Raw genomic sequence first — 19,873 nt, 5'->3', positions numbered from 1 at the left:
TCCGGACGCCTGCTGCTTCGATCGTTCGCCCCTGCACGCTGATCGGTAAGGCGCTGCAGCGGCTCGACATATCTACCTCACTGTGGCGAACTTGAGTCGTTCCTGTGTCAGACGGTCCGGTGTACAAAGAATTTCGGTTATCGCTGGCTGCGTAAAACGGTTCGAAACGTCCCAGGTTGTCGCCCACTTTGCAAGTTAACGCTGGCTGCGTTAACGCAAATTAGGTGCGCCGAAACACTGGATTTTGCTGCACAGCAGGGGTTTTGATGGATACGCAAGTTCGACCGTTGAAAGGAAACTAATGGACCCATTGGTCATTCTGGGATGGGTGAATACCGGCCTGTCTGTGCTCGCCAACGGATTGTCCGTGGCAGGCCAGGCTCTGGCGCTCATCCTTCCGTTCATCTGACCGTCTCGCCTCGAGATGCTGCCTCCCAGCAGTGATTCGCTGCTGGGAGGTCGGAGGCGGAACAGTCGCGCTAGGCGCAATCCAAGATTCGAATTCTTCTTCATACCTACCAGACGGGGGTTTACTCGGCATGCGCAAGATCAGACAACTTACTGGAGCCGTCTATAGTGACGACGCAGTACACGAGGATCACGACAACAACGCGCGCTGCGGGCGAGACTGCCCGAGCAGCCTCGGCCGCAGTAGCCGGGCGATCTTGGCGGCCGTGGTGCCCGCGGCGATGATGATGGCCGCCGCAGGCACCGCCACGGCGAGCCAGAACCTTGCCGCGATCGCTGATCAGCCCGGCGTCACCAGCCCGGCGCAGCCCGGCACCACCGCTCCGCCTCCGCCGCCTCCACCGGCACAGGAGCCCGAGCCGGGACCCGTACCGTCGGAGCCCACGCCCCCGATCTACTACTCGCAGCCGCCGGAGGTCCGCAACACTGCACCGTCGCGTCCGGCGCCGCCACCAGAGGCACCGGTGGAGCCGGTCCGGATCGAAGAGTTGCACCTGCCCGAACCGGTGGCACCGGTGGCGCCGATCGAACCCCCAGAGAACACGATCCGGGTCGGCCAGTGGCAGGCTCCCCGCCCGGAGTGGTTGCCGCCGGAATACGCAGACGTCATCAACGATGTCGCGGCGAACGCCGAAGCGCAGGTCGCGACCGCGCTGGATTCGATCGGAATCCCGGCCGGCCGCTCAGACCGCGTCAGCGGCGCCACCCTCGCCGGCGCCGGGATCGGTGGCGCTGTCGGCGCCGCGGTCACCGGTGCCCCAGCAGCTGTCGCGGGCGCGGTTGTCGGTGGTCTCATCGGCGGCACGGTCGGCGGCATCGCAGGGGCCGCGCTGGGAACCGTGGTACCGATCCCGATCATCGGCGAAGTGACCTCCGGGGTCGCTGGAACCGCGCTGGGAGCCGCCGCCGGCGCTGCGGCGGGGGCGGCCATCGCTGGGCTTCCTGCTGCGACGATCGGCGCTGTGGCCGCAGGGACTGTCGGTGCGGGCTTCGGCGCTGGGGTGGGGGTCGGGCAGCCATGACCGTCTCCATGAGAAGCCGTATGCGCACTATCGCCGCCGCGGTCGCTGCCTCGGCAGCGCTCGGCGTGGCCACCGGAAGCACCCCGGCTGTCGCGGTACCTATCGGCCCCGGCTGCCCCGCCATGTATGTACTCGGTGTCCAGGGCACCGGGCAGTCGTCCCCGGCCGCCGACCCGCTCGCCGATACGGGCGTCGTCGGTGCGTTCATCGCCCCGGTCCTGACAGGCGCTTCCGGCCTGGTGCAACGTAGTTACATCAGCTACGGTGCGGGCTTCGGTGGCGCGGTCCCCGGTGGAGGTCCAGACCCGTACGTGGTGTCGGTGACCGAAGCGCGGCATCGGCTGGATGCCGCTGCCGTGGAGATCATCGAGACCGGCCGCCCCGACGCACCGGCAGCAGTCGATGATGGTGGTACCGATCGACGCACCCGGTGTGACCGTGCTGCGCAACTTGCCGGTCTTCGGTTACGCCGACCGAGAAGGTCACGCCGAGATCGACTTCAAGGACGTACGGGTTCCGGTCGAGGACCTCCTCAAAGGAGAGGGAGAGGGCTTCGCGATCAGCCAGGCCCGGCTGGGCCCCGGTCGCATCCACCACTGCATGCGCGCCATCGGCGCGGCCGAGCGCGCGCTGGAACTGATGTGCAAGCGCGCCCAGTCGCGCGTCACGTTCGGCAAGCCGATCGCCGACAATGCCAACATCCAGGACTGGATCGCCGAAGCGCGCATCGACATCGAGATGATCCGGCTACTCACCCTCAAGGCCGCATATCTGATAGACACCGTCGGTAACAAGGAAGCACAGACCGAGATCGCCGCGATCAAGGTCGCCGCCCCGGCCATCGCGCTGAAGATCGTGGACCGGGCCATCCAAGTGCACGGTGGCGCGGGCGTCACCGACGACTTCCCGCTCGCCATGTCGTACGCACACCTGCGGACCCTGCGCCTGGCCGACGGCCCGGACGAAGTGCACAAGCGCGCTATCGCCCGCCGCGAACTGCGCCAGTACCGCGACCTGCGACCGGACGGTATCTGAGCATGACTCCCATGCAGTCGCGTGCCAGAGCGTCTTTTCTGGATCTGAGCGGCAGAACCGCGATCGTCACCGGCGCTTCGCGCGGCATCGGCGGCCAGCGGCTCGGCGACGTGGTGCCCTACCGGAACGGAGCGACGCTCGGTGCCTGAGACCTCGGCGCGAGATGTGATCGGCATCGATCCGATGGCGGTCACCCGCTGGTTCGGCGACCTCGGGATCGAGTTCGCCGGCCGGCTGGGCTTCCACCGGATCGGTCTCGGTCAGTCCAATCTCACTTACCTCGTGCGGGACGACGCCGGTCGGCGCTGGGTGCTGCGCCGGCCCCCATTGGGGCACCTGTTGGCCTCGGCACACGACGTCGCGCGGGAGGCGCGGATCATGTCCGCACTCGCGGGCACTTCCGTCCCTGCACCGCGGATCCTCGGTGTCGCGGAGAATTCCGCGATCTCCGACGTGCCGTTGGTGCTGATGAACTTCATCGACGGCCAGGTCGTCGACACGATGGAGATCGCGGAATCACTACCTCAGCGACGGCGTCGCGAGATCGCGGAGTCCCTGCCGCGCGCCCTCGCGCAAATCCACGCCGTCGACCTGGAGCGGACCGGACTGTCCGATTTGGCGAGCCATAAGCCGTACGCGCGACGCCAACTCGCGCGGTGGTCCGGCCAGTGGGAGAAGTCCAAGACCCGGGAATTGCCCGAACTCGACGATCTGACCCGCAGGCTGATGGCCGCGGTGCCCCAGCAGACCGAACTCGCGCTCGTGCACGGCGACTTCCACCTGCGCAATGTGATCGTCGCCCACACGAGCGGCGAGGTCATCGGCGTGCTGGACTGGGAACTGTCCACGCTCGGAGATCCGTTGGCCGACATGGGTTCTATGCTCGCCTACTGGCCCGAGCCGGGGGAGGACACGGGGGGAGACTTCCCGGTCTCCACACTCGCGGGATTCCCGAACCGGGACGAACTCGCCCGGATGTACCTCGACGAGACCGGCCGGGACCCGCAGGCGCTGAAGTTCTGGCACGCGCTCGGTCTGTGGAAGGTGGCGATCATCGCCGAAGGTGTCCTGCGCCGGGCGATGGACACCCCCGCGAACAAGGCGGCAGCCGGCACCCCGACCGTCGAGCGCATCGATGCTCTGGTCCACAAGGCCATCGTTATCGCCGATGCCGCGGGGATATGAATCCCCGGCCATCGACACTTATCAGGAGAAACTTCTATGAAGGTATGACGCGTCAACGAACTCGGCGAGCCGCGGGACGTCCTGAAGCTCGAGGACGTCGCCAAGCCGACCGCCGGTGACGGTCAGGCAGGGCGAAGCTGTTGGCTGCTCCGGCCCACTTCCCGGACGTGCTGCTCTGTCGCGGCCAGTACCAGATCAAGCCGCCACTGCCGTTCACTCCGGGTGTCGAGCTCTGCGGCGAGGTCGTCGCGGTCGGAGCCGGTGTCGGACGCGCCGTGGTCGGTGATCGGGTCGTCGGCACCACCGCACTGCCAAGCGGCGCGTTCGCGGAGTACGCGCTGATGAACCAAGCGAAGACTTCGTGCAAACAGTCGAGGAGTTCACCGGCGGCCACGGCGCGGATATCGCTTTCGACCCGGTCGGCGGCGACGCCTACAGCGGGTCGACCGAGTGCATCGCCTTCGAAGGCCGGATCGTCGTGATCGGCTTCGCCCTGAACCGTGGCTCCGCCGCAATGATCGACGTCGCCTGCGGTTCGCCGCGGCATGATCTGGCGAGCTCCGATGGTTGCGTTGCTATAACTGTTCCCATGTCACGATCGACCGCAGGGGACGAACACGAGGGCCCGCCGCCGTCCATGGCGAACTCCGCGCTGCTGCGCGAGCTTCCGGCCACCGGTCGGGGATTGCGGACGCGCTCGGCCTTGATCGCAGCTGCCCGTACGGTGTTCGAGCGTTCGGGCTACCTCGACACCCGGCTGGTCGACATCACCACAGAGGCCAAATGCTCGTCCGGCACCTTCTATACGTACTTCTCCAGCAAGGAGGAGATCTTCGCGGCTGTCCTCGAGTTGGCGCAGGAAGACATGATGCATCCAGGAATGCCGCATGTGGACCCCGACGCCGACCCTGCTGGGATCATCGAGGCGAGCAACCGGGCGTACTTCGAGGCGTACAAGCGCAATGCCAAGCTGATGGCGTTGCTCGAACAGGTAGCCAGCATCGATCCGGAGTTCCGCAAACTGCGTCGGCGGCGCGCGGAGGCGTTCGTTCGGCGAAACGCCCGCAGCATCGAGTCCCTGCAGGCGCGGGGACTCGCGGACACGGAGGTCGATCCGCTGTTGGCCTCGCGCGCACTGTCCGGGATGATCAGTCGGCTCGCGTTCGACTACTTCGTGACCGGTGAAGGCGCACCGGAGGATCTGAGGGTCGACCTGGACGAACTGACGCGCATCGGAACCCGGTTATGGGTCAACGCGCTGCGCATCTCCCCGCTGTGAGCCAGGCCCGTCCGAGCCGCACAAAGCACCTTTCAGGCGACCTCCGCGCTGAATGGTGCTCATCATTTCCCGCCTTTTCCGGTCATTTCTGTGTGATTTTCTGTGTCGTGTGACCGGTCGCAGGCCCGGTGTGCCAGACGGTGGTACTCGAACTTTCGGCGAACGGCGAACCGTCGTCTTCGACAATATAGCTCCCGGCCCACCGGCCGGGGTCGACCCCGGCAAGGTCGTCGAAGCCCCCGTGAGTCCTGCGGGTAGGGCGACAGCCGACACCGGCGCCTCCGGGGGGTTCCGCCGTTCCGGCAGGACCGTAAATGACGTTGATTTCGGATCGAGACTTGACGTAGGTCACAACTTGATGTTGAGTTCAGCTTCAATGTTCGGCCCGCCGGAGGGAGGGTCGAAGCCCAGATCCGAAACAACGACGATCGAGGGAACCGCATGGCCCCACTCCTGACTGTGAACGATCTGTCTCGCAGGCTTCTGGTCGCGGGCAGGCCGCTTCGCGAGGTCGGTGTCGCACCCGCCGCAAGCGAGGGCGCCGGCCCGGTCGGCGAGCGGCGATGAGTTCCGTGACCTTTCTGCCAGTCGAATTCGAAAGAATGACGATGTCCACTGTTTCGCCGGAGACCGCCCGGCTCACCTTCCGTGCGCTCGAACTGATTCACGGGATGATCTACTTCAGCCCGCACGGGCAGGAGTGCTATGCCGAAATCGGCTTGCAGGGGCGGGCCCCGACATATTTCGCGCCCCGCTCGGCAGCGATGGGCCCGGTACCCGCGGAAGTCGCCGTCGCGACATTCTTCAACTTCAATCCGGTGGCGGTGCGCTCCGCGCTGCCCGCGGCCTGGCACACCGCCACGCCTGGGCACGTCCTGGAGGCGCGGTACGAGGCCGTCGACCGCTCGCTGCGCCAAGCATGGGGCGACGACGTCGACGGTCCAACGGTTCGGGAGGCGGCCGATCTCGCACGCCGTGCCGCGGAACGGGCCTGCGATCGGCCTCAGGGACGTCCGCTGTTCGCCGGACACGCGCAGCTGCCGTGGCCGGACGCTCCGCACCTGGTGCTGTGGCACGCGCAGACTCTGCTGCGCGAATTCCGAGGCGACGGACACGTCGCGCTGCTGTTCACCGAAGGCCTCGATGGTATGGAGGCGCTGATCACGCATGCCGCGACGGGGGCCATCAGCGCGGAAGTCCTCCGCGTCAGCCGGTACTGGAGCGAAGAGGAGTGGGCCGCAGGCATCGAGCGGTTGCGTGCTCGCGGGTGGCTTCTGGATGGGCCCGGACTCGCCCTCTGCGAGGAAGGGCGGCGGCGCCGGCAATCGATCGAGGACCGGACTGACCAGCTCGCCGTGTACGCGTACGAAGCAATCGGATCGGAGGGGTGTTCGCGTCTAGGCGAGTTGGGCATGCCGCTGACGAAGGCGGTTGCGCAGGCCGATCTGGGTTTCCCGGCCGAGCTGATCGCCCGGTACCGGGACGGCCGGTGACCGGGGCGCCGAGGCTCGAGCAGGAGGAGGTGCGGATGACGGTCGATGTTGCGGCGTGGCAGGCGCTCGGATCTCGGCGGATCGCCACGAACGGGATCGAACTGCGGGTCGTCGATCATGGCGAGGGACCGGTGGTTGTCCTCTGCCACGGATTTCCCGAACTCGCATTCTCGTGGCGTCATCAGGTTTTCGCCCTCGCCGAGGCCGGGTATCGCGTGATCGCCCCGGATATGCGCGGCTACGGAGGTAGCTCGCGGCCGTCCGAGATCGAGGACTACGACGTATTGACGATCTGCGCCGACCTGGTGGGACTGTTGAACGCCCTCGGCGTGGAGGATGCCGTGTTCATCGGACACGACTGGGGTGCCGCCGTGGTCTGGCAGATGGCACTGGCCTATCCCGGCCGGGTGCGGGCGGTGGCTGGACTGAGCGTTCCACCGGCGCCGCGCGCGCCGGTTCCACCGCTGGGGATTCTGCGTTCCCGGCTGGGAGATTCGTTCTACATGTGCTGGTTCCAGGAGCCGGGAGTCGCGGATGCCATGCTCGCGCAAGACGTTCGATGGACACTCCTCAATAACGACACTCCCTCGCCGCAGGCGCTGGCACGGCGGCCGAGCGGAGAACTACCGCGTCCCCCGTGGTTGTCGGAGGACGAGCTACAGGTATTCGTGGACGCGTTCGAGCACACGGGCTTCAGTGGAGGACTGAACTACTACCGGAACATGGACCGGAATTGGGAGCTCACGGCCCCGCTCGACGGTCACGTCATCACTCAGCCGTCGCTTTTCCTGACCGGTTCCAAAGATGCGGTTCGCATGTTCATGCCGGCCGAAACGATGACATCGGTCCTCGCGGATCTGCGCGAAAACATTGTGATCGCAGGCGCCGGCCATTGGATTCAGCAGGAGCGACCAGCGGAAGTCAACGAGGCGCTGGTGAAATTCCTCGATTCCATCTGATGTGGATGGAGTCGGGCGCGATGCGCGGGAGCGGTCGGAGACGGTTTCGTCGGCGGAACCGAATCGAATCGCACCCGTGCGTGTTCGCAGTCTCTCGAACGTCTGGTTCGAGGCACAAAGAAGAAGGAAAAAGATGAGGAAAACGATTGCAGCAGCGTCGCTGCTCGTCTCGACGCTCGGCATAACCGCCGGAACGGTATCGGCGGCACCGGCCGATACCGCGGCGGTCGGTTACAAGGTATCGGTCGGAGAGCGGTCATCGGTGATCGATCTCGCGGCCGGCTCGATTGCCGTCGAAGAGGGGGTGCTGAAGATCAAGGCCCCCGGCGGTGCTGTGGTGGCGGGTTCGGAATTGTCTTTCCGGGTCGATGATTTCGTCTTCCCGATCGCCGCCGATATCCGCGACCGCACTGCTACCTTGACGCCGCAGTTCGACCTCGAGCACGCCGCCTACAAGCCGGTGGCGCTGCCCTACGAAGACCAGGCTCCCTGGAAGACCCAGTACGACCGGGAACAAGCCGCTTGGGCGCGACTGTCCTCCACGATCCTCATGGGCGCGACGATCGGTACCGCCGTCGGCGGCATCGGCGGCGCGGCGGTCGGTTGCGTGCTGGGCGGGATCGCCGGGGCGACCGTCGCTTCCGCGGCGATTATCGGCTTGTTCGGAGGCTTCATTCCGGCAGCCGCCATCGGATGTGTGGGCGGAATCATGGCCCTCGGCGCGCTGGGGACGTTGGCAGGCCAGATTCTCGTCACCGCTCCGGTCGCGATCATGGCGGCAGTCCAGTACTTCACGACGATCAACCAGCCGATGCCGGCCCCGGCCCCGGCCCCGGCGAAGTGACGCCAACCCTGCCCAGCCGGTTTCGCCGGCTGGGCAGGGTCTGGGCTTTCATGAAGACTTCGCCGCCACGAAGCTGCCGAACCTCGGCTGGAGTGCGGACGAGGCCTCTCCGGTAGCGGTCATCGAGGCGAGCAACCGTGCCTACTTCGAGGCGTGCCCTCGAAGAGGAAACCTCGCTGGACGACCTCGTTCGAACGGCTACCCGCCTGCGGGCCGACGCGTTGAAAATCGACGAGGCCGCGAGCTGAGTGAACTGGCCGGGGACCGCGTCGTCACCGGAAATACCGGCGCAGTCCCGGTGCGACCGTTAGCGGCTGTTCTGGTCGCATCACACGGTTTCCTTGCCGATGCGGTTGTCGCAGATTTCCCTTTGGACAGTTATTGAACTTGACGCCGAGTTCAATTACGGTGCGAGGGGGATTACCAGCTAGGCCAGAAGGAGGAATCGGATGGTCAACGTCGCCGGTCCGATGTGGAAGAACGCGCTCGATCGGCCCGAGGCGATCGCGATCAGGGCGCAGGGCGAGGAATGGAGCTATGGCCGGCTGAAGGACTCGGTGGCGGCCTTCGCCGGTGCACTGCGTGCCGCCGGGATCGACAGTCGCGACCGCGTACTGCTGGTGGCCCCGAGCGTCCCCGAATTCGTTGTTGCCTACCTGGGTGCGCACCTCGTCGGCGCCGTCGTCATCACCATGAACACGATGGCGACCGGAGCCGAAATCGGTTATGTCCTCGACGATTCCACGGCACGCCTGGTGATCGCGTGGCACGAGGCGACGACATCGGCCGAGACGGCCACGCGGGAGCGCGGACTCCCGCTCTGGGTGCTCGAGCCGGGCGCGCAGCGTGATCGGACGGAGCCGCTGTCCGAACCCGTCGATCTCGCCCCGGATGATGTCGCGGTTCTGCTGTATACCTCCGGCACCACTGGCAAGCCGAAGGGCGTAGAGCTCACGATCGCCAACCTGCACGCCGCGTCGACGATCTTGATCGACTACCTCGGGGTGACGAGCGAGGAGCGGATGGGCACCGCGCTGCCGCTGTTCCACGTATTCGGACAGTCGGTCGTCATGAATACCGCTCTGCACTTGGGTGCGTCGCTGTCGCTGCTGTCGCGGTTCGATCCCGGCCGCATGCTCGAGATGGTGCGCGCGGACGAGATCACCCTGATGTCGGGTGTCCCGACGATGTGGAACGCGATGCTGCACGCCGGAGGGGACTTCGGGCCCGAGCAGTTCGGGAGTCTGCGGATGGCTTCGTCGGGCGGTGCCTCACTCCCGGGGGAGGTCATCCGAGCTTTTCGCGCCCGGTTCGGCTGCGAGATCATGGAAGGCTATGGGCTTACCGAATCGTCGGGAATAGCGACGTTCAACCCCGTCGGGAAGGACCCGAGGGTGGGTTCTGTGGGTCTTCCGTTGCCCGGCATGCGAATCGAAGTCCGGGACGCCTCGGGCTCGGTACTCGCTCCCGGTGAGGTAGGCGAGTTGTACCTGTCCGGTCCGACGATCATGCGGGGATACTGGAACCGGCCGGAGGCCACCGCATCCGACCTGCGCGACGGCTGGCTCGCCACCGGGGATCTCGGCAAGGTCGATGACGACGGCTATGTCTACATCATCGACCGGGCCAAGGACATGATCATCCGGGGCGGCTACAACGTCTATCCCCGTGAAGTCGAGGAAGTGTTGTACGGGCACCCCGATATCGTCGAAGCGGCGGTGATCGGTGTGCCCGACGAGCACTACGGCGAGGAGGTCGCCGCGGTGATCGCCCTGGCGCCCGGAGCGGAGCCGACACCGGATGAACTGCGGAGTTGGGCCAAGGAGCAGCTGTCGGCATACAAGGTTCCACACCTGTTCGCGTTCGTGGACCAGTTGCCGAAGGGCGCCACCGGAAAGATCCTGAAGCGGGCGATCGACTGGAAGTCGCTGCCAGGCCTGAACGATCCGGCGGACAGGGGAGCGGTTGCCCGTCGGTGAGCTGGGCGGCTTACGCCGTCGAGGTCTCCCCGCGCCTTGATGGGTGTGACGCAGGTGTCGGCAGGACAGGCCTGTCGTCCCTGCGTCACCCGGCTCGTGAAGTCTGTGCCGAGCCGTGCGCGCACTCTGATATGGAAGATGTGGGTGCGACGCAGAAAGTTGCTGGAACCGACTCTGACGACCTTGCCGCACGGGCCGCACAGCCTCGCTCGTGATCTGGTGACGGGGTCGCAGCGTCAGCGGCTGTTGTTCGGTGTGACCGTCGTTGTCGCGGATCGCGGCTATCTCACTGCGACGGTCGCGGATATCGCTGCCGCGGCGAAGGTTTCGCGCTGGACGTTCTATCAGCACTTCCCGGACAAAGAGGCGTGCTTTCTCGCCGCAGCGGAGACGGGTCGCGATCTGATGATCGATCATCTGGAGCAGGTGATGAGGCAGGTGCTCTCCGAACCGGTGGAGCCACTCGAGGCCCTCCGGCGCGGGATCCGGGCGTATCTCACCCTGTTGCGTGGGGAACCGTCGTTTGCCCGGCTCGTTCTATTTGGAGACCGCCGTGGCCGGGTCTCGTGCATATCTGGCGGTGACCGATGCGACCAACGAGGCCGTGCGCTGGATCTTGCGTGACGGCGGGGATTTGCTCGCGCTCGAGGACGCGGTGATGTACATTCACCGCGCATTACTCGGGCGGGTACGCCTGCCGACTAGGACACGACTCTGTAGCCTGCCCCGGTGAGCTCCCAGGAAGCGTCGTCGCTGGTGTCGCCCCCCTCGGAGACAAACCGCGCGAACGCCGTCGCGCAGTTGGCCGATGCGATACCGGAGATGTTCGCCCTGATGGCGGAGTTCCGCACGGTCGGCGCGGTGAGGTTCAGGTCTCCCGTGGTCGGATCGGCGTTGCGGCCCTGCACTTTCTGCGGGTCGGGCGGTATCGCCAAAACATAGCGGCCGACCAGCACCACGATCGTGCTGCCCGGACGGGCATTGGCCACCTGCACCGCGGCGCGCAGGGTGCAGGTGCCAGAAGCCATGCGGCACAATCCACTTCCGGGACCGGCTGCGGTTTCGTCCGCAGCGGTGTCGACTGTGATCACCACCGGCGTATCCCCACCGGGCGCGCCGTCGGCGTGGGCCGTTCCGGGGAATCCGCCTGCGGTTCCAACGGCCAGGGCTGTGATGGCAGCAGCGCCGGCCGCCGCGGCGGATGTTCTCGTCCTCATGAAAGTCTCTGATCATGAACCTGAAGTTGTAAACGCTCGCGTATAAGTCAGGTACGTGAGCGTTTACAACTATGCGGCAGGCCAACGCCCAGTGGTGGCGTTTTCGTGAAACCTATTGACAGTTACGCAGCTTGATCAGACGACGCTGATCAGGACGGCACGGAGACGGAGGCGTTCCCGCCGGCTGTCGCGGGCTGACCGGCCGACACGGTTTCCGGCAGTGCCCATGCGCAGCCGAGCGTGCACAGCGCCATGACCATGAGGAAGGCGGAGACCGACGCTGTCGAACCGGTTGCCGCCAGCAGCGCGGTCATGAGGAAGGGCGTGCCACCACTGACCAGGATGGCGGCCAGCTGGTAGGACAGCGTTATGCCGGAGTAGCGGATTCGGGGCTCGAACAGTTCCGCGAGATACGCCGCCAACGGGCCGTACACCAGCCCGGAGCCGATGCCGCTGCCGACAGTGGTTGCGATCATGATCGCCGTGAGTGAGCCGCTACCCACCAGCCAGAAGAAGGGGAATGCCCACAGCGCCATGAGCGCTGCCCCGATCAGTATCAATGGGCGGCGACCCACACGGTCGGACAGCGAGCCGGCGAGATAGATGATGGGCACTCCGATGGCCGAGGAGAGCAGAGAGACGGCCAGCAGGCTGTTGCGGGCCAGGCCGAGTTCGCGCACACCGTAATCGAGCACACCGGCGACGCTGATGTAGAAGATGGCGTTTGTTCCGAACAACAGCCCGGCGCCGAGCAGAACCCGCTTCGAGCGCGTGCGCAGTACTTCGAGAATCGGGGCCTGCGCGACCGCGGTCGAGGCCACGGCGGCTTTGGTTTGCAGCCGGCGGAACTCGGGGGAGTCCTCGATGCGGAGTTGGATGAACAGCACCACCGGGAACAGCGCGGCGCTGGCCAGGAACGGGATACGCCAACCCCAGCTCAGAAAGTCGGCACCCTTGACGTATGCGCTGACCAGAAGGAACGCGCCGGTTCCCAGTAGCAGGCCCAAGGGCACGCCCATCTGGCCGAAGGTGCCCGCTTGGCCCTTGCGGTTCGGCTTGGTGGTTTCGGTGAGCAGCAGGGTGACCCCGCCCCACTGGCCTCCCACGGCGATGCCCTGGAGGAACCGCAATGCCACCAGCAGAATCGGCGCGGCCACGCCGATCGTCTTGGAGGTGGGCAGCAGGCCGATCGTGCAGGTGGATGCGGCGACCAAGATCAGGCACGAGACCAGTGCCGGCTTGCGGCCGAAGGTGTCGCCGATGTGCCCGAAGATCAGTCCGCCCAGTGGCCGGGCGATGAAGCCCGCCCAGAAGGTGCTGAAGGACAGCAAGGTGCCCATCAGCGGCGACGCATGGGGAAAGAACAGCTTGCCGAATACCAAGGCAGCGGCTGTTCCGTAGATAAAGAAGTCGTACCATTCGATCGAACTGCCCACCAGGGCAGCGGCCATGAGGCGCCGTAATTTCTTCTGGTCCGGGCTGCCGGAATCCGAATTCGGAGTCATACCTATCTCCAGGGTGAGAAACGAACCTGATGTGACGCGGGTCACCGTCAGTGGTCGGCACGCTACTTGAAGTTGACGTCGTATTCAATAGATTCCGCGAGATTCTCGGCATGCACTCCGGCATGGGCCGGTCCGGGGTGTGATGCTCACGCGGCTGTGTGAGCGGGGAACCGGCCGGGCGCTGGACCACACGGTGATCCCGTTCCACCGTGCGGAGACCGGGCATTCCTGGTTTCACGAAAACTGAACGATTCTCGAAGACGAGCTTGGTTGTTCCGGCTACCGGCGCTGTGCAGACTGCACTGTGGATCGCCGGTGCGGTCCGCTGTCCGTCGAGCGGTGAAGGAGCGTGACCATGCGATTCGCGCTGTCCACGCGCTCGGCGGTGCGGCAGGCGTTCGCCGACTGTTGTCGCTGACGCGAAACCACTTCGCGCGCCGCCCCGGACGGTTTGTTCCCGGGGTTCTCGGCCACCACTTCGCCACCCACGGCATTCGCCGCAAGGGGACGGCCACTCGTCAGGAGTTTGTCAGATGTCATCACGCAGGTTCTCGAGGGCGGCGGCGCTCATCGCCGTCACCATCACCGCCGCGGCGCTGGCCGGATGCGCGGCGCCGGCCAACCGGGTCGCGGGCGGCGGCGACGGCGGCACGCCGGTCGCGGGCGGGACATTGCGGTTCGCGGTGCTGGACGCACCGGCCAACCTCGATCCGCATTCGGGCAGTTCCTACCCCGAATCGCTGATCACCAGCAATATCACCGACAAGCTGACCTACCAGAACCCCGAGACCGGCGCCATCGAACCGTGGCTGGCCACCTCATGGGACATCGATCCCGAGCTCACCCGATTCACCTTCCATCTGCGCGACGACGTCACCTTCAGCGACGGGTCGAAATTCACCGCGGATTCGGTGAAGGAGAACTTCGACCTGCTCGGTTTCGGCAACAAGGAACTCGGCATCGTGCCGGTGACCGCGTACTGGGTCGGCTACTCCGGCACCCGCGTGCTCGACCCGCGCACCGTCGAGGTAGCCTTCACCCGCCCGAATGCGGGCTTCCTGCAGGCGCTCTCGCTCTACTTCTCCGGCATCCTCGGGCACACCACCCTGCAGCTGCCCAAAGAGCAGCGCAGCTTGCCGCAGAATCTGGTCACCACCGGGCCTTTCACCGTCACCGAGCACGTCTACCAGCAGAAGACGGTGCTGAAGAAGCGTTCCGGGTACAACTGGGCGCCTGCCAGCCGTAAACACAACGGCGAGGCGTATCTGGACGCGGTGGAGATTTCGGTGATCCCGGAGGCCGGTGTGCGCACCGGAGCGCTACGAGCGGGCCGGGTGGACGCGATCCTGGATGTGAACAACACCGACGAGGCGCCGCTGACCCGCGAGGGCTACCGGATCGTGCCGCAGCTCATTCCCGGTCGCGACATCGCCTTCGACTTCAAGACCGACCTGTTCCCCACCAACGACCGCGCAGTGCGCGAAGCGGTCAAGCTGGCCTGGAATCGCGACGCGCTGAGCAAGACCGTGCTCACTCCGAGCTACAAGGTGTCCAGTTCGGTGCTGTCCGAACGGGTGCCGGGCTACGTCGACTTCTCCGGCACACTGAAGCAGGACCAGCGCAGGGCCGAGCAGATCCTGGAGGACGCGGGCTGGCGCAGGGGCGCCGACGGCATCCGCGTCGACCGCGACGGCCGCAGGCTGGAACTGGCGCTGATCGGCATCAACAACCTGGTGAACAACAAGCCTGCCTACGAGCTGATCCAGCAGGACCTGCGCAAGATCGGCGTCGACCTGAAGCTGAACGTGCTGCCGATCCCGGACTACCAGGCCGCCATCACCCAGCCGCAGCGCTGGAACATCCAGGTGGCCAACCAGAGCCGCGCGGACGTCGCGGTGCTCGAACAGGTGTACTCGCCGCAGTTCGGCAACATGGCCAAGCTGGCCCAGGGCGATCCGGTCTACCAGCAGGCGATCGACACGCTCGGCGCGGTCAGCAAGACCATCGACCCGCAGCGGCGGGCGGCCGCGGCCCAGGCGGCGCAACGGTTCCTGTTGGAGGACCAGGTGCTCACCGTGCCGGTGTACAACCCGGCCCAGGTCACCGCGGCGAATCCGAAGGTGCACAACGTGGGCTACGAGGCGCAGTCGCGCAACGTCTTCTACGACACCTGGATCGAGCCGAGGTAACCGATGTTCCGCTATGTGCTGGCCAAACTCGGCCAAGCGGTGTTCGTGGTGTGGGGCGCGTACACCGTGACGTTCGTGCTGCTTTACGTGCTGCCTTACGACGCGGTGGATCTGTTGTTCGACCCCACCCAGGGTGACCTCGTCACCGAGCAGGACAAGCAGAACGCGAGGGAGTACTACGGACTCGACCACGATCTGCTCGGCCAATACCTGAACCGGCTGTTCGCGGCCGCCCGCGGTGACTTCGGGGCATCCACCCGCACCGGCGAGCAGGTGTGGCCGCTGATCGTGTCGGTGCTGCCGCAGACCGCGCTGCTCGCCGCCTGCGCGCTGGTCCTGGCGGTGCTGCTGGCGCTCGCGGTCACGTTGATCTCCGCCTACACGCGCGTGCGGTGGCTGAGCGGCCTGTTCGCCGCGCTGCCCGCGGCGGGTGTGTCGGTGCCGGTGTTCCTGGTGGGATCGGCGATCCTGCAGGTGTTCTCGTTCCAGCTCGGCTGGTTCCCGCCCATCGGCAACGACGGCTTCGCGGCGCTGGTGCTGCCCGCGGTGACCCTCGCCATCCCCGTCGCGGCGCCGATCGCCCAATTGCTGCTGGAGAACGTCACCGGCGGCCTGCGCTCCGGTTACGTGACCGTGTCGGTGGCCAAGGGCGCGACGCGGCTGTGGGTGCTGGTGCGCGATGTGCTGCGGAACGCGGCACTGCCCGCGCTGACCATCGCGGGCGTGACCTTCGGCAATCTGCTCGCGGGCGCGGTGATCGTCGAGACGGTGTTCTCCCGCTCCGGTCTCGGCAGGCTCACCGAGACCGCGGTGCGCACCCAGGACGTGCCGCTGGTGCAGGCGGTGGTGGTGTTCGCGGCGCTGGTGTTCGTCGCGGTCAACTTCGTGGTGGATCTGCTGTATCCGCTGCTGGACCCGCGCCTGCGCAGCCGGTTGCGCCCGGCGGCGCGCAGGGCGCAGGCCCCGGCGTCCACCGCGCGGCCGAACGGGCAGGAGGTGACCGCATGAGCGCGCCGACCGCAACGGCTCGCACCGTGACCCGGTGGCCGCGGCGGCTGCTGCTGGCCGCCGCGGCCGCCCCCGGGCTGACGCTGGCCTGGCTGGTCGTCGGCGTGGTGCTGGCCTGGGCGGTGCTGCCGTCCTGGTTCACCGGGCACGACCCCCTCGAGGGCGACTCGTCGGTCAGCTTCGCCCCACCCGGCCCGGCCCATCCGTTCGGCACCGACCGGCTCGGACGCGATCTGCTGGCCCGCGCGATCTACGGCACCTCCACCACGGTGAGCGCGACGCTGCTCGCCGTCGCGCTCGGTTTCCTCATCGGCGCCGCGATCGGCCTGTTCAGCGGCTTCGTCGGCGGCCGGATCGACGCGGTGATCATGCGCTGCGTCGACGTGCTGCTGGCCATCCCCGGCCTGCTGCTGGCCATGACGGTGGTCACCGCGCTCGGCTACGGCACAGTGAACATCGCCGTCGCCGTGGGTGTTTCGGCGATCGCGGCGTTCGCCAGGGTGATGCGGGCGCAGGTGCTGAAGGTCGCCGCCTCCGACTATGTCGAGGCCGCCTACGGGTCCGGTGCGGGTTTCGGGCGGGTGGTGCTGCGGCACGTGCTGCCGAACTCGGTATCGGCGGTGCTCGCGCTGGCCGCGCTGGAGTGCGGCTCCGCCGTGCTGGCCGTGGCCGCGCTCGGTTTCCTTGGCTACGGCGCGCCGCCACCGCAGCCGGAGTGGGGTCTCGCGGTGGCCGAGGGCCGCGACTACCTGGCCACCTATCCGTGGATTTCGATCCTGCCCGGCGTGCTCATCGCCGTGGTCGTGTTGTCGGCCAACAGGATCGGCCGATCGTTGGGAGAATCGTGATGGGCACGAACGAACCGCTGCTGCGCGTCGACGACCTGCGGGTGCGCTACCGGTCCGCGCACGGCTACGCCGTCGACGGGGTGTCCTTGGCCGTGCGCCCCGGCGAATTCGTCTCCATCGTGGGCGAATCCGGCTCGGGCAAGAGCACCACCGTGCACGCCGCGCTGCGGCTGCTGCCGGACTCGGCCCTGGTTCGAGCGCGGGCGCTGGAACTCGACGGCCAGGACGTCGCGCGGTGGCGGGAACGCAGGCTGGCGCGGCTGCGCGGCCCGTTCGTCGGATTCGTCCCGCAGGACCCGGGCACCTCGCTGAACCCGGTCAAGCGGGTGGGGACCCAGGTCGGCGAGGCACTGCGGCTGCATCGGCGCGTCGACGGCGCCGCGGCCCGCGAGCTGGCCGTCGCGAAGCTGGAACTCGCGGGATTGTCCGATCCCGAGCGGGTGTACCGACAGTATCCGCACGAGCTGTCCGGCGGCATGAAGCAGCGGGTGCTGATCGCGATCGCCCTCGCCAACGACCCCGCCCTGCTGGTGGCCGACGAACCGACCTCGGCACTGGATGTGACGGTGCAGCAGGTCATCCTGGACCATCTGGCGCGATTGCGCGCCACACTCGGGCTCGGGGTGCTGCTGGTCACCCACGACCTGGGCGTGGCCGCCGAGCGCTCGGACCGGTTGATCGTGATGCGCGATGGGCGCATCGTCGAGGAGGGCGCGACCGCGGGCATCCTCGCCGCGCCGAGCACCGCGTACACCCGCGAGCTGGTCGCCGCAGCGCCCTCCCGGCACAGCGAACCGCTCACGCCGACCGGCGCCCCGGCCCGCAGGACACCCGACCGCGGCTCGGTCGTGCTCCAGGTGCGCGCGGTGGCCAAGACCTTCGGCGGGCAGGTCCGCGCGGTGGACGACATCTCCCTGGACGTCGTCGCTGGATCGACCCACGCGGTGGTCGGCGAGTCCGGCGCGGGCAAGTCCACGCTGGCCCGGATCGCGGTGGGACTGACCGCACCGGACACCGGGGAGGTCCTGTTGCACGGCGAGCGGATCAGCGGATTGTCCCGCAGGCGGTCGCGGCCGATCCGGCGCGGGATCCAGTTCGTCTACCAGAACCCGTATTCCTCCCTGGATCCCAAGTTCGACGTCGAGACGATCATCGCGGAGCCGCTGGTATCGCTCGGGCTGCTGTCCGACCGTGCCCGGCGACGACAGCGCGTGGCCGAACTGCTGGACGCGGTGGCGCTGGACCGCTCGCACCTGCGTCGCAGGCCCGCCGAACTGTCCGGCGGGCAGCGGCAACGGGTGGCGATCGCCCGTGCCCTGGCCGCCGGACCGCGGATGCTGGTGCTGGACGAGGCGGTCTCGGCGCTGGACGTGTCGGTGCAGGCGCAGATCCTGCAATTGCTGGTCGATCTACAGCATGAGCAACGGCTCACCTACCTGTTCATCACCCACGATCTCGGCGTGGTGCGGCTGATCGCCGACGACGTCACGGTGATGCGTGGCGGGCGAATCGTGGAAACGGGTCCGGTGGCGGCCGTTTTCGCCGAGCCGTCGGTGGAATACACGCGGCTGCTGCTGGCGGCGGTCCCCGGGGCGCCCGCGCGTAAGCCGGAAACCCCTTTGCCCGTGGGCGCGCTGTCACCGACTTGATCCCGCACAGAATCGTTCTGATCGTAAGCATTTCCTCCACCGTTGCCGAGGCCGATGATCATGATCCGGAACAGGCAGCGAAAGCGAGGCAGTCGTGTACGACATCCGGCGTCTTATCCTGTTGCGGGATCTGGCCGAACGCACGACCATGACCGCGGTATCGGAGCTGCACGGCATCACGACCTCGGCGGTGTCGCAGCAGTTGCGCATCCTCGAGGACGAAGTGGGCACCGTGCTGACCCGCAGGGAGGGCCGGGTGCTGCGCCTGACCCCGGCGGGCCGGGTGCTGGTCGACCACACCTCGCGGATCATCGCCGCGCTGGAGGAGGCCGAGAGCGCGGTGGCCGCCACCGCCGAGAAGGTCACCGGGGTACTGACCCTCGCGACGTTCCGCACCGCGCAGTCGCGGCTGGCGCTGCCCGCGGCGGCGCAGTTGCGCGCGGAGTACCCGAATCTGCGGGTGCGGGTGGTGGACCTGATGCCGGTGGACTCGGTGCCCGCGGTGCGGCTGCAGGAGGTGGATCTGGCCATCACCTACGCCTATTCCTTCCGCGCCCGCGACCTGCCGCTCGGCCTGAGCTCGGAATTCCTGTTCGGCGACCCGCTGGTGCTACTGGCGCCGGACGGAGTACGGGAGTGGGTCCGCCAGCACGGACTCGCGGCGGTCCGGGACGCGGACTGGATCGCCGCGCGCGACGGCGCACCGTCGATCGTCTCGGTGCTCTACGCCTGCCGCGAGGCCGGTTTCGCACCCCGCATCGAGCACCGCAGCGGCAGCTTCGCCGGAATGGCCGAGATGGTCGAGTACGGGCTGGGCGTCACGATCGTGCCGGAGATGTCGGTCGACGACGAGCACCGCCACCTGATCGCCTGCACGGTGGCCAACGGGACACGGCAGATCGGGGTCACCTACCGGCAGGCGTCGCTGGAACGTCCCGCGGTCGCGGCCGCCATCCGCGCCCTGCGCACCCTCGCCAGCCCGCAGCGATTGGCGTCGTGAACCGCGTCCGGACCGTCGAGAAAAACTAAACAATTCTCGTAGGACGACTGCCTTGTTCGCCGGTTTCGCGCTTCCGATACTGGGATCGCAGGCGGCGCGAACGAAAGGAGTCCCCGTGACAGAGTGTGAAACACGTTGGGGCACAAAACGTTCAATGCCGTTCCGCTGTCGCCGGTGACGCCGGAATTCCGTC

Annotated in this window: 16 protein-coding genes and 2 pseudogenes; 16 read left to right on the top strand and 2 right to left on the bottom strand. The window is 67.1% G+C overall.

Annotation, left to right across the window (positions count from 1 at the left end):
* The first annotated feature begins 539 nt into the window (after nucleotides 1–539).
* The 11 genes and pseudogenes from ABZW96_RS13830 (at nucleotide 540) to ABZW96_RS13780 (ending at nucleotide 10,888) form a co-directional block, all read left to right on the top strand.
* Nucleotides 540–1,490, top strand: coding sequence for a hypothetical protein (locus ABZW96_RS13830; RefSeq protein WP_355074396.1), 951 nt, complete (start codon nucleotides 540–542; stop codon nucleotides 1,488–1,490).
* A 378-nt stretch (nucleotides 1,491–1,868) separates the two neighbouring features.
* Nucleotides 1,869–2,525 (top strand): annotated as a pseudogene (locus tag ABZW96_RS13825) (acyl-CoA dehydrogenase family protein); the annotation flags it as partial.
* A gap of 2 nt (nucleotides 2,526–2,527) precedes the next feature.
* Nucleotides 2,528–2,674 (top strand): hypothetical protein, encoded by a 147-nt coding sequence (locus tag ABZW96_RS13820; protein ID WP_355074394.1) that lies wholly within the window; start codon nucleotides 2,528–2,530, stop codon nucleotides 2,672–2,674.
* A 34-nt stretch (nucleotides 2,675–2,708) separates the two neighbouring features.
* On the top strand, nucleotides 2,709–3,710 hold the full coding sequence (locus ABZW96_RS13815; protein ID WP_355074454.1) for a phosphotransferase family protein: 1,002 nt from the start codon (nucleotides 2,709–2,711) through the stop codon (nucleotides 3,708–3,710).
* An 81-nt stretch (nucleotides 3,711–3,791) separates the two neighbouring features.
* A pseudogene (locus tag ABZW96_RS13810) lies at nucleotides 3,792–4,203 on the top strand (zinc-binding dehydrogenase); the annotation flags it as partial.
* A 96-nt stretch (nucleotides 4,204–4,299) separates the two neighbouring features.
* On the top strand, nucleotides 4,300–4,989 hold the full coding sequence (locus ABZW96_RS13805) for a TetR/AcrR family transcriptional regulator (protein WP_355074393.1): 690 nt from the start codon (nucleotides 4,300–4,302) through the stop codon (nucleotides 4,987–4,989).
* 608 nt (nucleotides 4,990–5,597) lie between these two features.
* Nucleotides 5,598–6,482 carry a hypothetical protein gene (locus tag ABZW96_RS13800; RefSeq protein WP_355074391.1) on the top strand — a complete coding sequence of 295 codons (885 nt, stop codon included), beginning with the start codon at nucleotides 5,598–5,600 and terminating at the stop codon, nucleotides 6,480–6,482.
* Nucleotides 6,483–6,517: 35 nt separating this feature from the next.
* Entirely contained in the window at nucleotides 6,518–7,441 is a 924-nt protein-coding gene (locus ABZW96_RS13795) for an alpha/beta hydrolase (protein WP_355074389.1), read from the top strand.
* Between the two features lie 133 nt (nucleotides 7,442–7,574).
* Complete coding sequence (locus ABZW96_RS13790; protein WP_355074452.1) at nucleotides 7,575–8,285, top strand: hypothetical protein; 711 nt, start codon at nucleotides 7,575–7,577, stop codon at nucleotides 8,283–8,285.
* 449 nt (nucleotides 8,286–8,734) lie between these two features.
* Nucleotides 8,735–10,264 carry a long-chain fatty acid--CoA ligase gene (locus ABZW96_RS13785; protein ID WP_355074387.1) on the top strand — a complete coding sequence of 510 codons (1,530 nt, stop codon included), beginning with the start codon at nucleotides 8,735–8,737 and terminating at the stop codon, nucleotides 10,262–10,264.
* A 138-nt stretch (nucleotides 10,265–10,402) separates the two neighbouring features.
* Nucleotides 10,403–10,888 (top strand): TetR/AcrR family transcriptional regulator, encoded by a 486-nt coding sequence (locus ABZW96_RS13780; RefSeq protein ID WP_355074385.1) that lies wholly within the window; start codon nucleotides 10,403–10,405, stop codon nucleotides 10,886–10,888.
* Between the two features lie 77 nt (nucleotides 10,889–10,965).
* On the opposite strand, the gene ABZW96_RS13775 is transcribed toward ABZW96_RS13780, so the two are convergent.
* Together ABZW96_RS13775 and ABZW96_RS13770 are read right to left on the bottom strand one after the other, a co-directional pair.
* Nucleotides 10,966–11,481 (bottom strand): CSLREA domain-containing protein, encoded by a 516-nt coding sequence (locus ABZW96_RS13775; protein WP_355074383.1) that lies wholly within the window; start codon nucleotides 11,479–11,481, stop codon nucleotides 10,966–10,968.
* 149 nt (nucleotides 11,482–11,630) lie between these two features.
* Nucleotides 11,631–12,986: an MFS transporter gene (locus ABZW96_RS13770; protein ID WP_355074381.1), complete on the bottom strand. Its 1,356-nt coding sequence runs from the start codon at nucleotides 12,984–12,986 to the stop codon at nucleotides 11,631–11,633.
* A gap of 533 nt (nucleotides 12,987–13,519) precedes the next feature.
* Here ABZW96_RS13770 and ABZW96_RS13765 point away from each other — a divergent pair.
* From ABZW96_RS13765 to ABZW96_RS13745, 5 genes are all read left to right on the top strand, one after another.
* Nucleotides 13,520–15,175 (top strand): ABC transporter substrate-binding protein, encoded by a 1,656-nt coding sequence (locus ABZW96_RS13765; RefSeq protein WP_355074380.1) that lies wholly within the window; start codon nucleotides 13,520–13,522, stop codon nucleotides 15,173–15,175.
* Between the two features lie 3 nt (nucleotides 15,176–15,178).
* The gene (locus tag ABZW96_RS13760) at nucleotides 15,179–16,183 is read left to right on the top strand and encodes an ABC transporter permease (RefSeq protein ID WP_355074378.1); all 1,005 of its coding nucleotides are present in this window, start codon (nucleotides 15,179–15,181) and stop codon (nucleotides 16,181–16,183) included.
* Nucleotides 16,180–17,031, top strand: a complete 852-nt coding sequence (locus ABZW96_RS13755; RefSeq protein ID WP_355074376.1) for an ABC transporter permease — start codon at nucleotides 16,180–16,182, stop codon at nucleotides 17,029–17,031. Before ABZW96_RS13760 ends, ABZW96_RS13755 begins: the two co-directional genes overlap by 4 nt.
* The gene (locus tag ABZW96_RS13750) at nucleotides 17,031–18,680 is read left to right on the top strand and encodes an ABC transporter ATP-binding protein (protein WP_355074374.1); all 1,650 of its coding nucleotides are present in this window, start codon (nucleotides 17,031–17,033) and stop codon (nucleotides 18,678–18,680) included. The genes ABZW96_RS13755 and ABZW96_RS13750 overlap by 1 nt, the downstream gene beginning before the upstream one ends.
* 94 nt (nucleotides 18,681–18,774) lie before the next feature.
* Complete coding sequence (locus ABZW96_RS13745) at nucleotides 18,775–19,680, top strand: LysR substrate-binding domain-containing protein (RefSeq protein WP_355074372.1); 906 nt, start codon at nucleotides 18,775–18,777, stop codon at nucleotides 19,678–19,680.
* The last annotated feature ends 193 nt before the right edge of the window (nucleotides 19,681–19,873 follow it).

The sequence above is a fragment of the Nocardia sp. NPDC004168 genome (assembly GCF_040610355.1).
In the GTDB taxonomy this organism is placed as follows: domain Bacteria; phylum Actinomycetota; class Actinomycetes; order Mycobacteriales; family Mycobacteriaceae; genus Nocardia; species Nocardia sichangensis.
The sequence above is the reverse complement of the archived record's forward strand: the minus strand, read 5'-3'. Positions and strand labels throughout refer to the sequence as shown.

Coding starts and splice junctions, on each gene's coding strand:
- ABZW96_RS13790 (WP_355074452.1), top strand. CDS start 7,575: ATGAGGAAAACGATTGCAGCAGCGTCGCTGCTCGTCTCGACGCTCGGC.
- ABZW96_RS13750 (WP_355074374.1), top strand. CDS start 17,031: ATGGGCACGAACGAACCGCTGCTGCGCGTCGACGACCTGCGGGTGCGC.
- ABZW96_RS13760 (WP_355074378.1), top strand. CDS start 15,179: ATGTTCCGCTATGTGCTGGCCAAACTCGGCCAAGCGGTGTTCGTGGTG.
- ABZW96_RS13800 (WP_355074391.1), top strand. CDS start 5,598: ATGTCCACTGTTTCGCCGGAGACCGCCCGGCTCACCTTCCGTGCGCTC.
- ABZW96_RS13785 (WP_355074387.1), top strand. CDS start 8,735: ATGGTCAACGTCGCCGGTCCGATGTGGAAGAACGCGCTCGATCGGCCC.
- ABZW96_RS13805 (WP_355074393.1), top strand. CDS start 4,300: ATGTCACGATCGACCGCAGGGGACGAACACGAGGGCCCGCCGCCGTCC.
- ABZW96_RS13830 (WP_355074396.1), top strand. CDS start 540: ATGCGCAAGATCAGACAACTTACTGGAGCCGTCTATAGTGACGACGCA.
- ABZW96_RS13815 (WP_355074454.1), top strand. CDS start 2,709: ATGGCGGTCACCCGCTGGTTCGGCGACCTCGGGATCGAGTTCGCCGGC.
- ABZW96_RS13755 (WP_355074376.1), top strand. CDS start 16,180: ATGAGCGCGCCGACCGCAACGGCTCGCACCGTGACCCGGTGGCCGCGG.
- ABZW96_RS13820 (WP_355074394.1), top strand. CDS start 2,528: ATGACTCCCATGCAGTCGCGTGCCAGAGCGTCTTTTCTGGATCTGAGC.
- ABZW96_RS13795 (WP_355074389.1), top strand. CDS start 6,518: ATGACGGTCGATGTTGCGGCGTGGCAGGCGCTCGGATCTCGGCGGATC.
- ABZW96_RS13765 (WP_355074380.1), top strand. CDS start 13,520: ATGTCATCACGCAGGTTCTCGAGGGCGGCGGCGCTCATCGCCGTCACC.
- ABZW96_RS13775 (WP_355074383.1), bottom strand. CDS start 11,481: ATGAGGACGAGAACATCCGCCGCGGCGGCCGGCGCTGCTGCCATCACA.
- ABZW96_RS13770 (WP_355074381.1), bottom strand. CDS start 12,986: ATGACTCCGAATTCGGATTCCGGCAGCCCGGACCAGAAGAAATTACGG.
- ABZW96_RS13780 (WP_355074385.1), top strand. CDS start 10,403: ATGTGGGTGCGACGCAGAAAGTTGCTGGAACCGACTCTGACGACCTTG.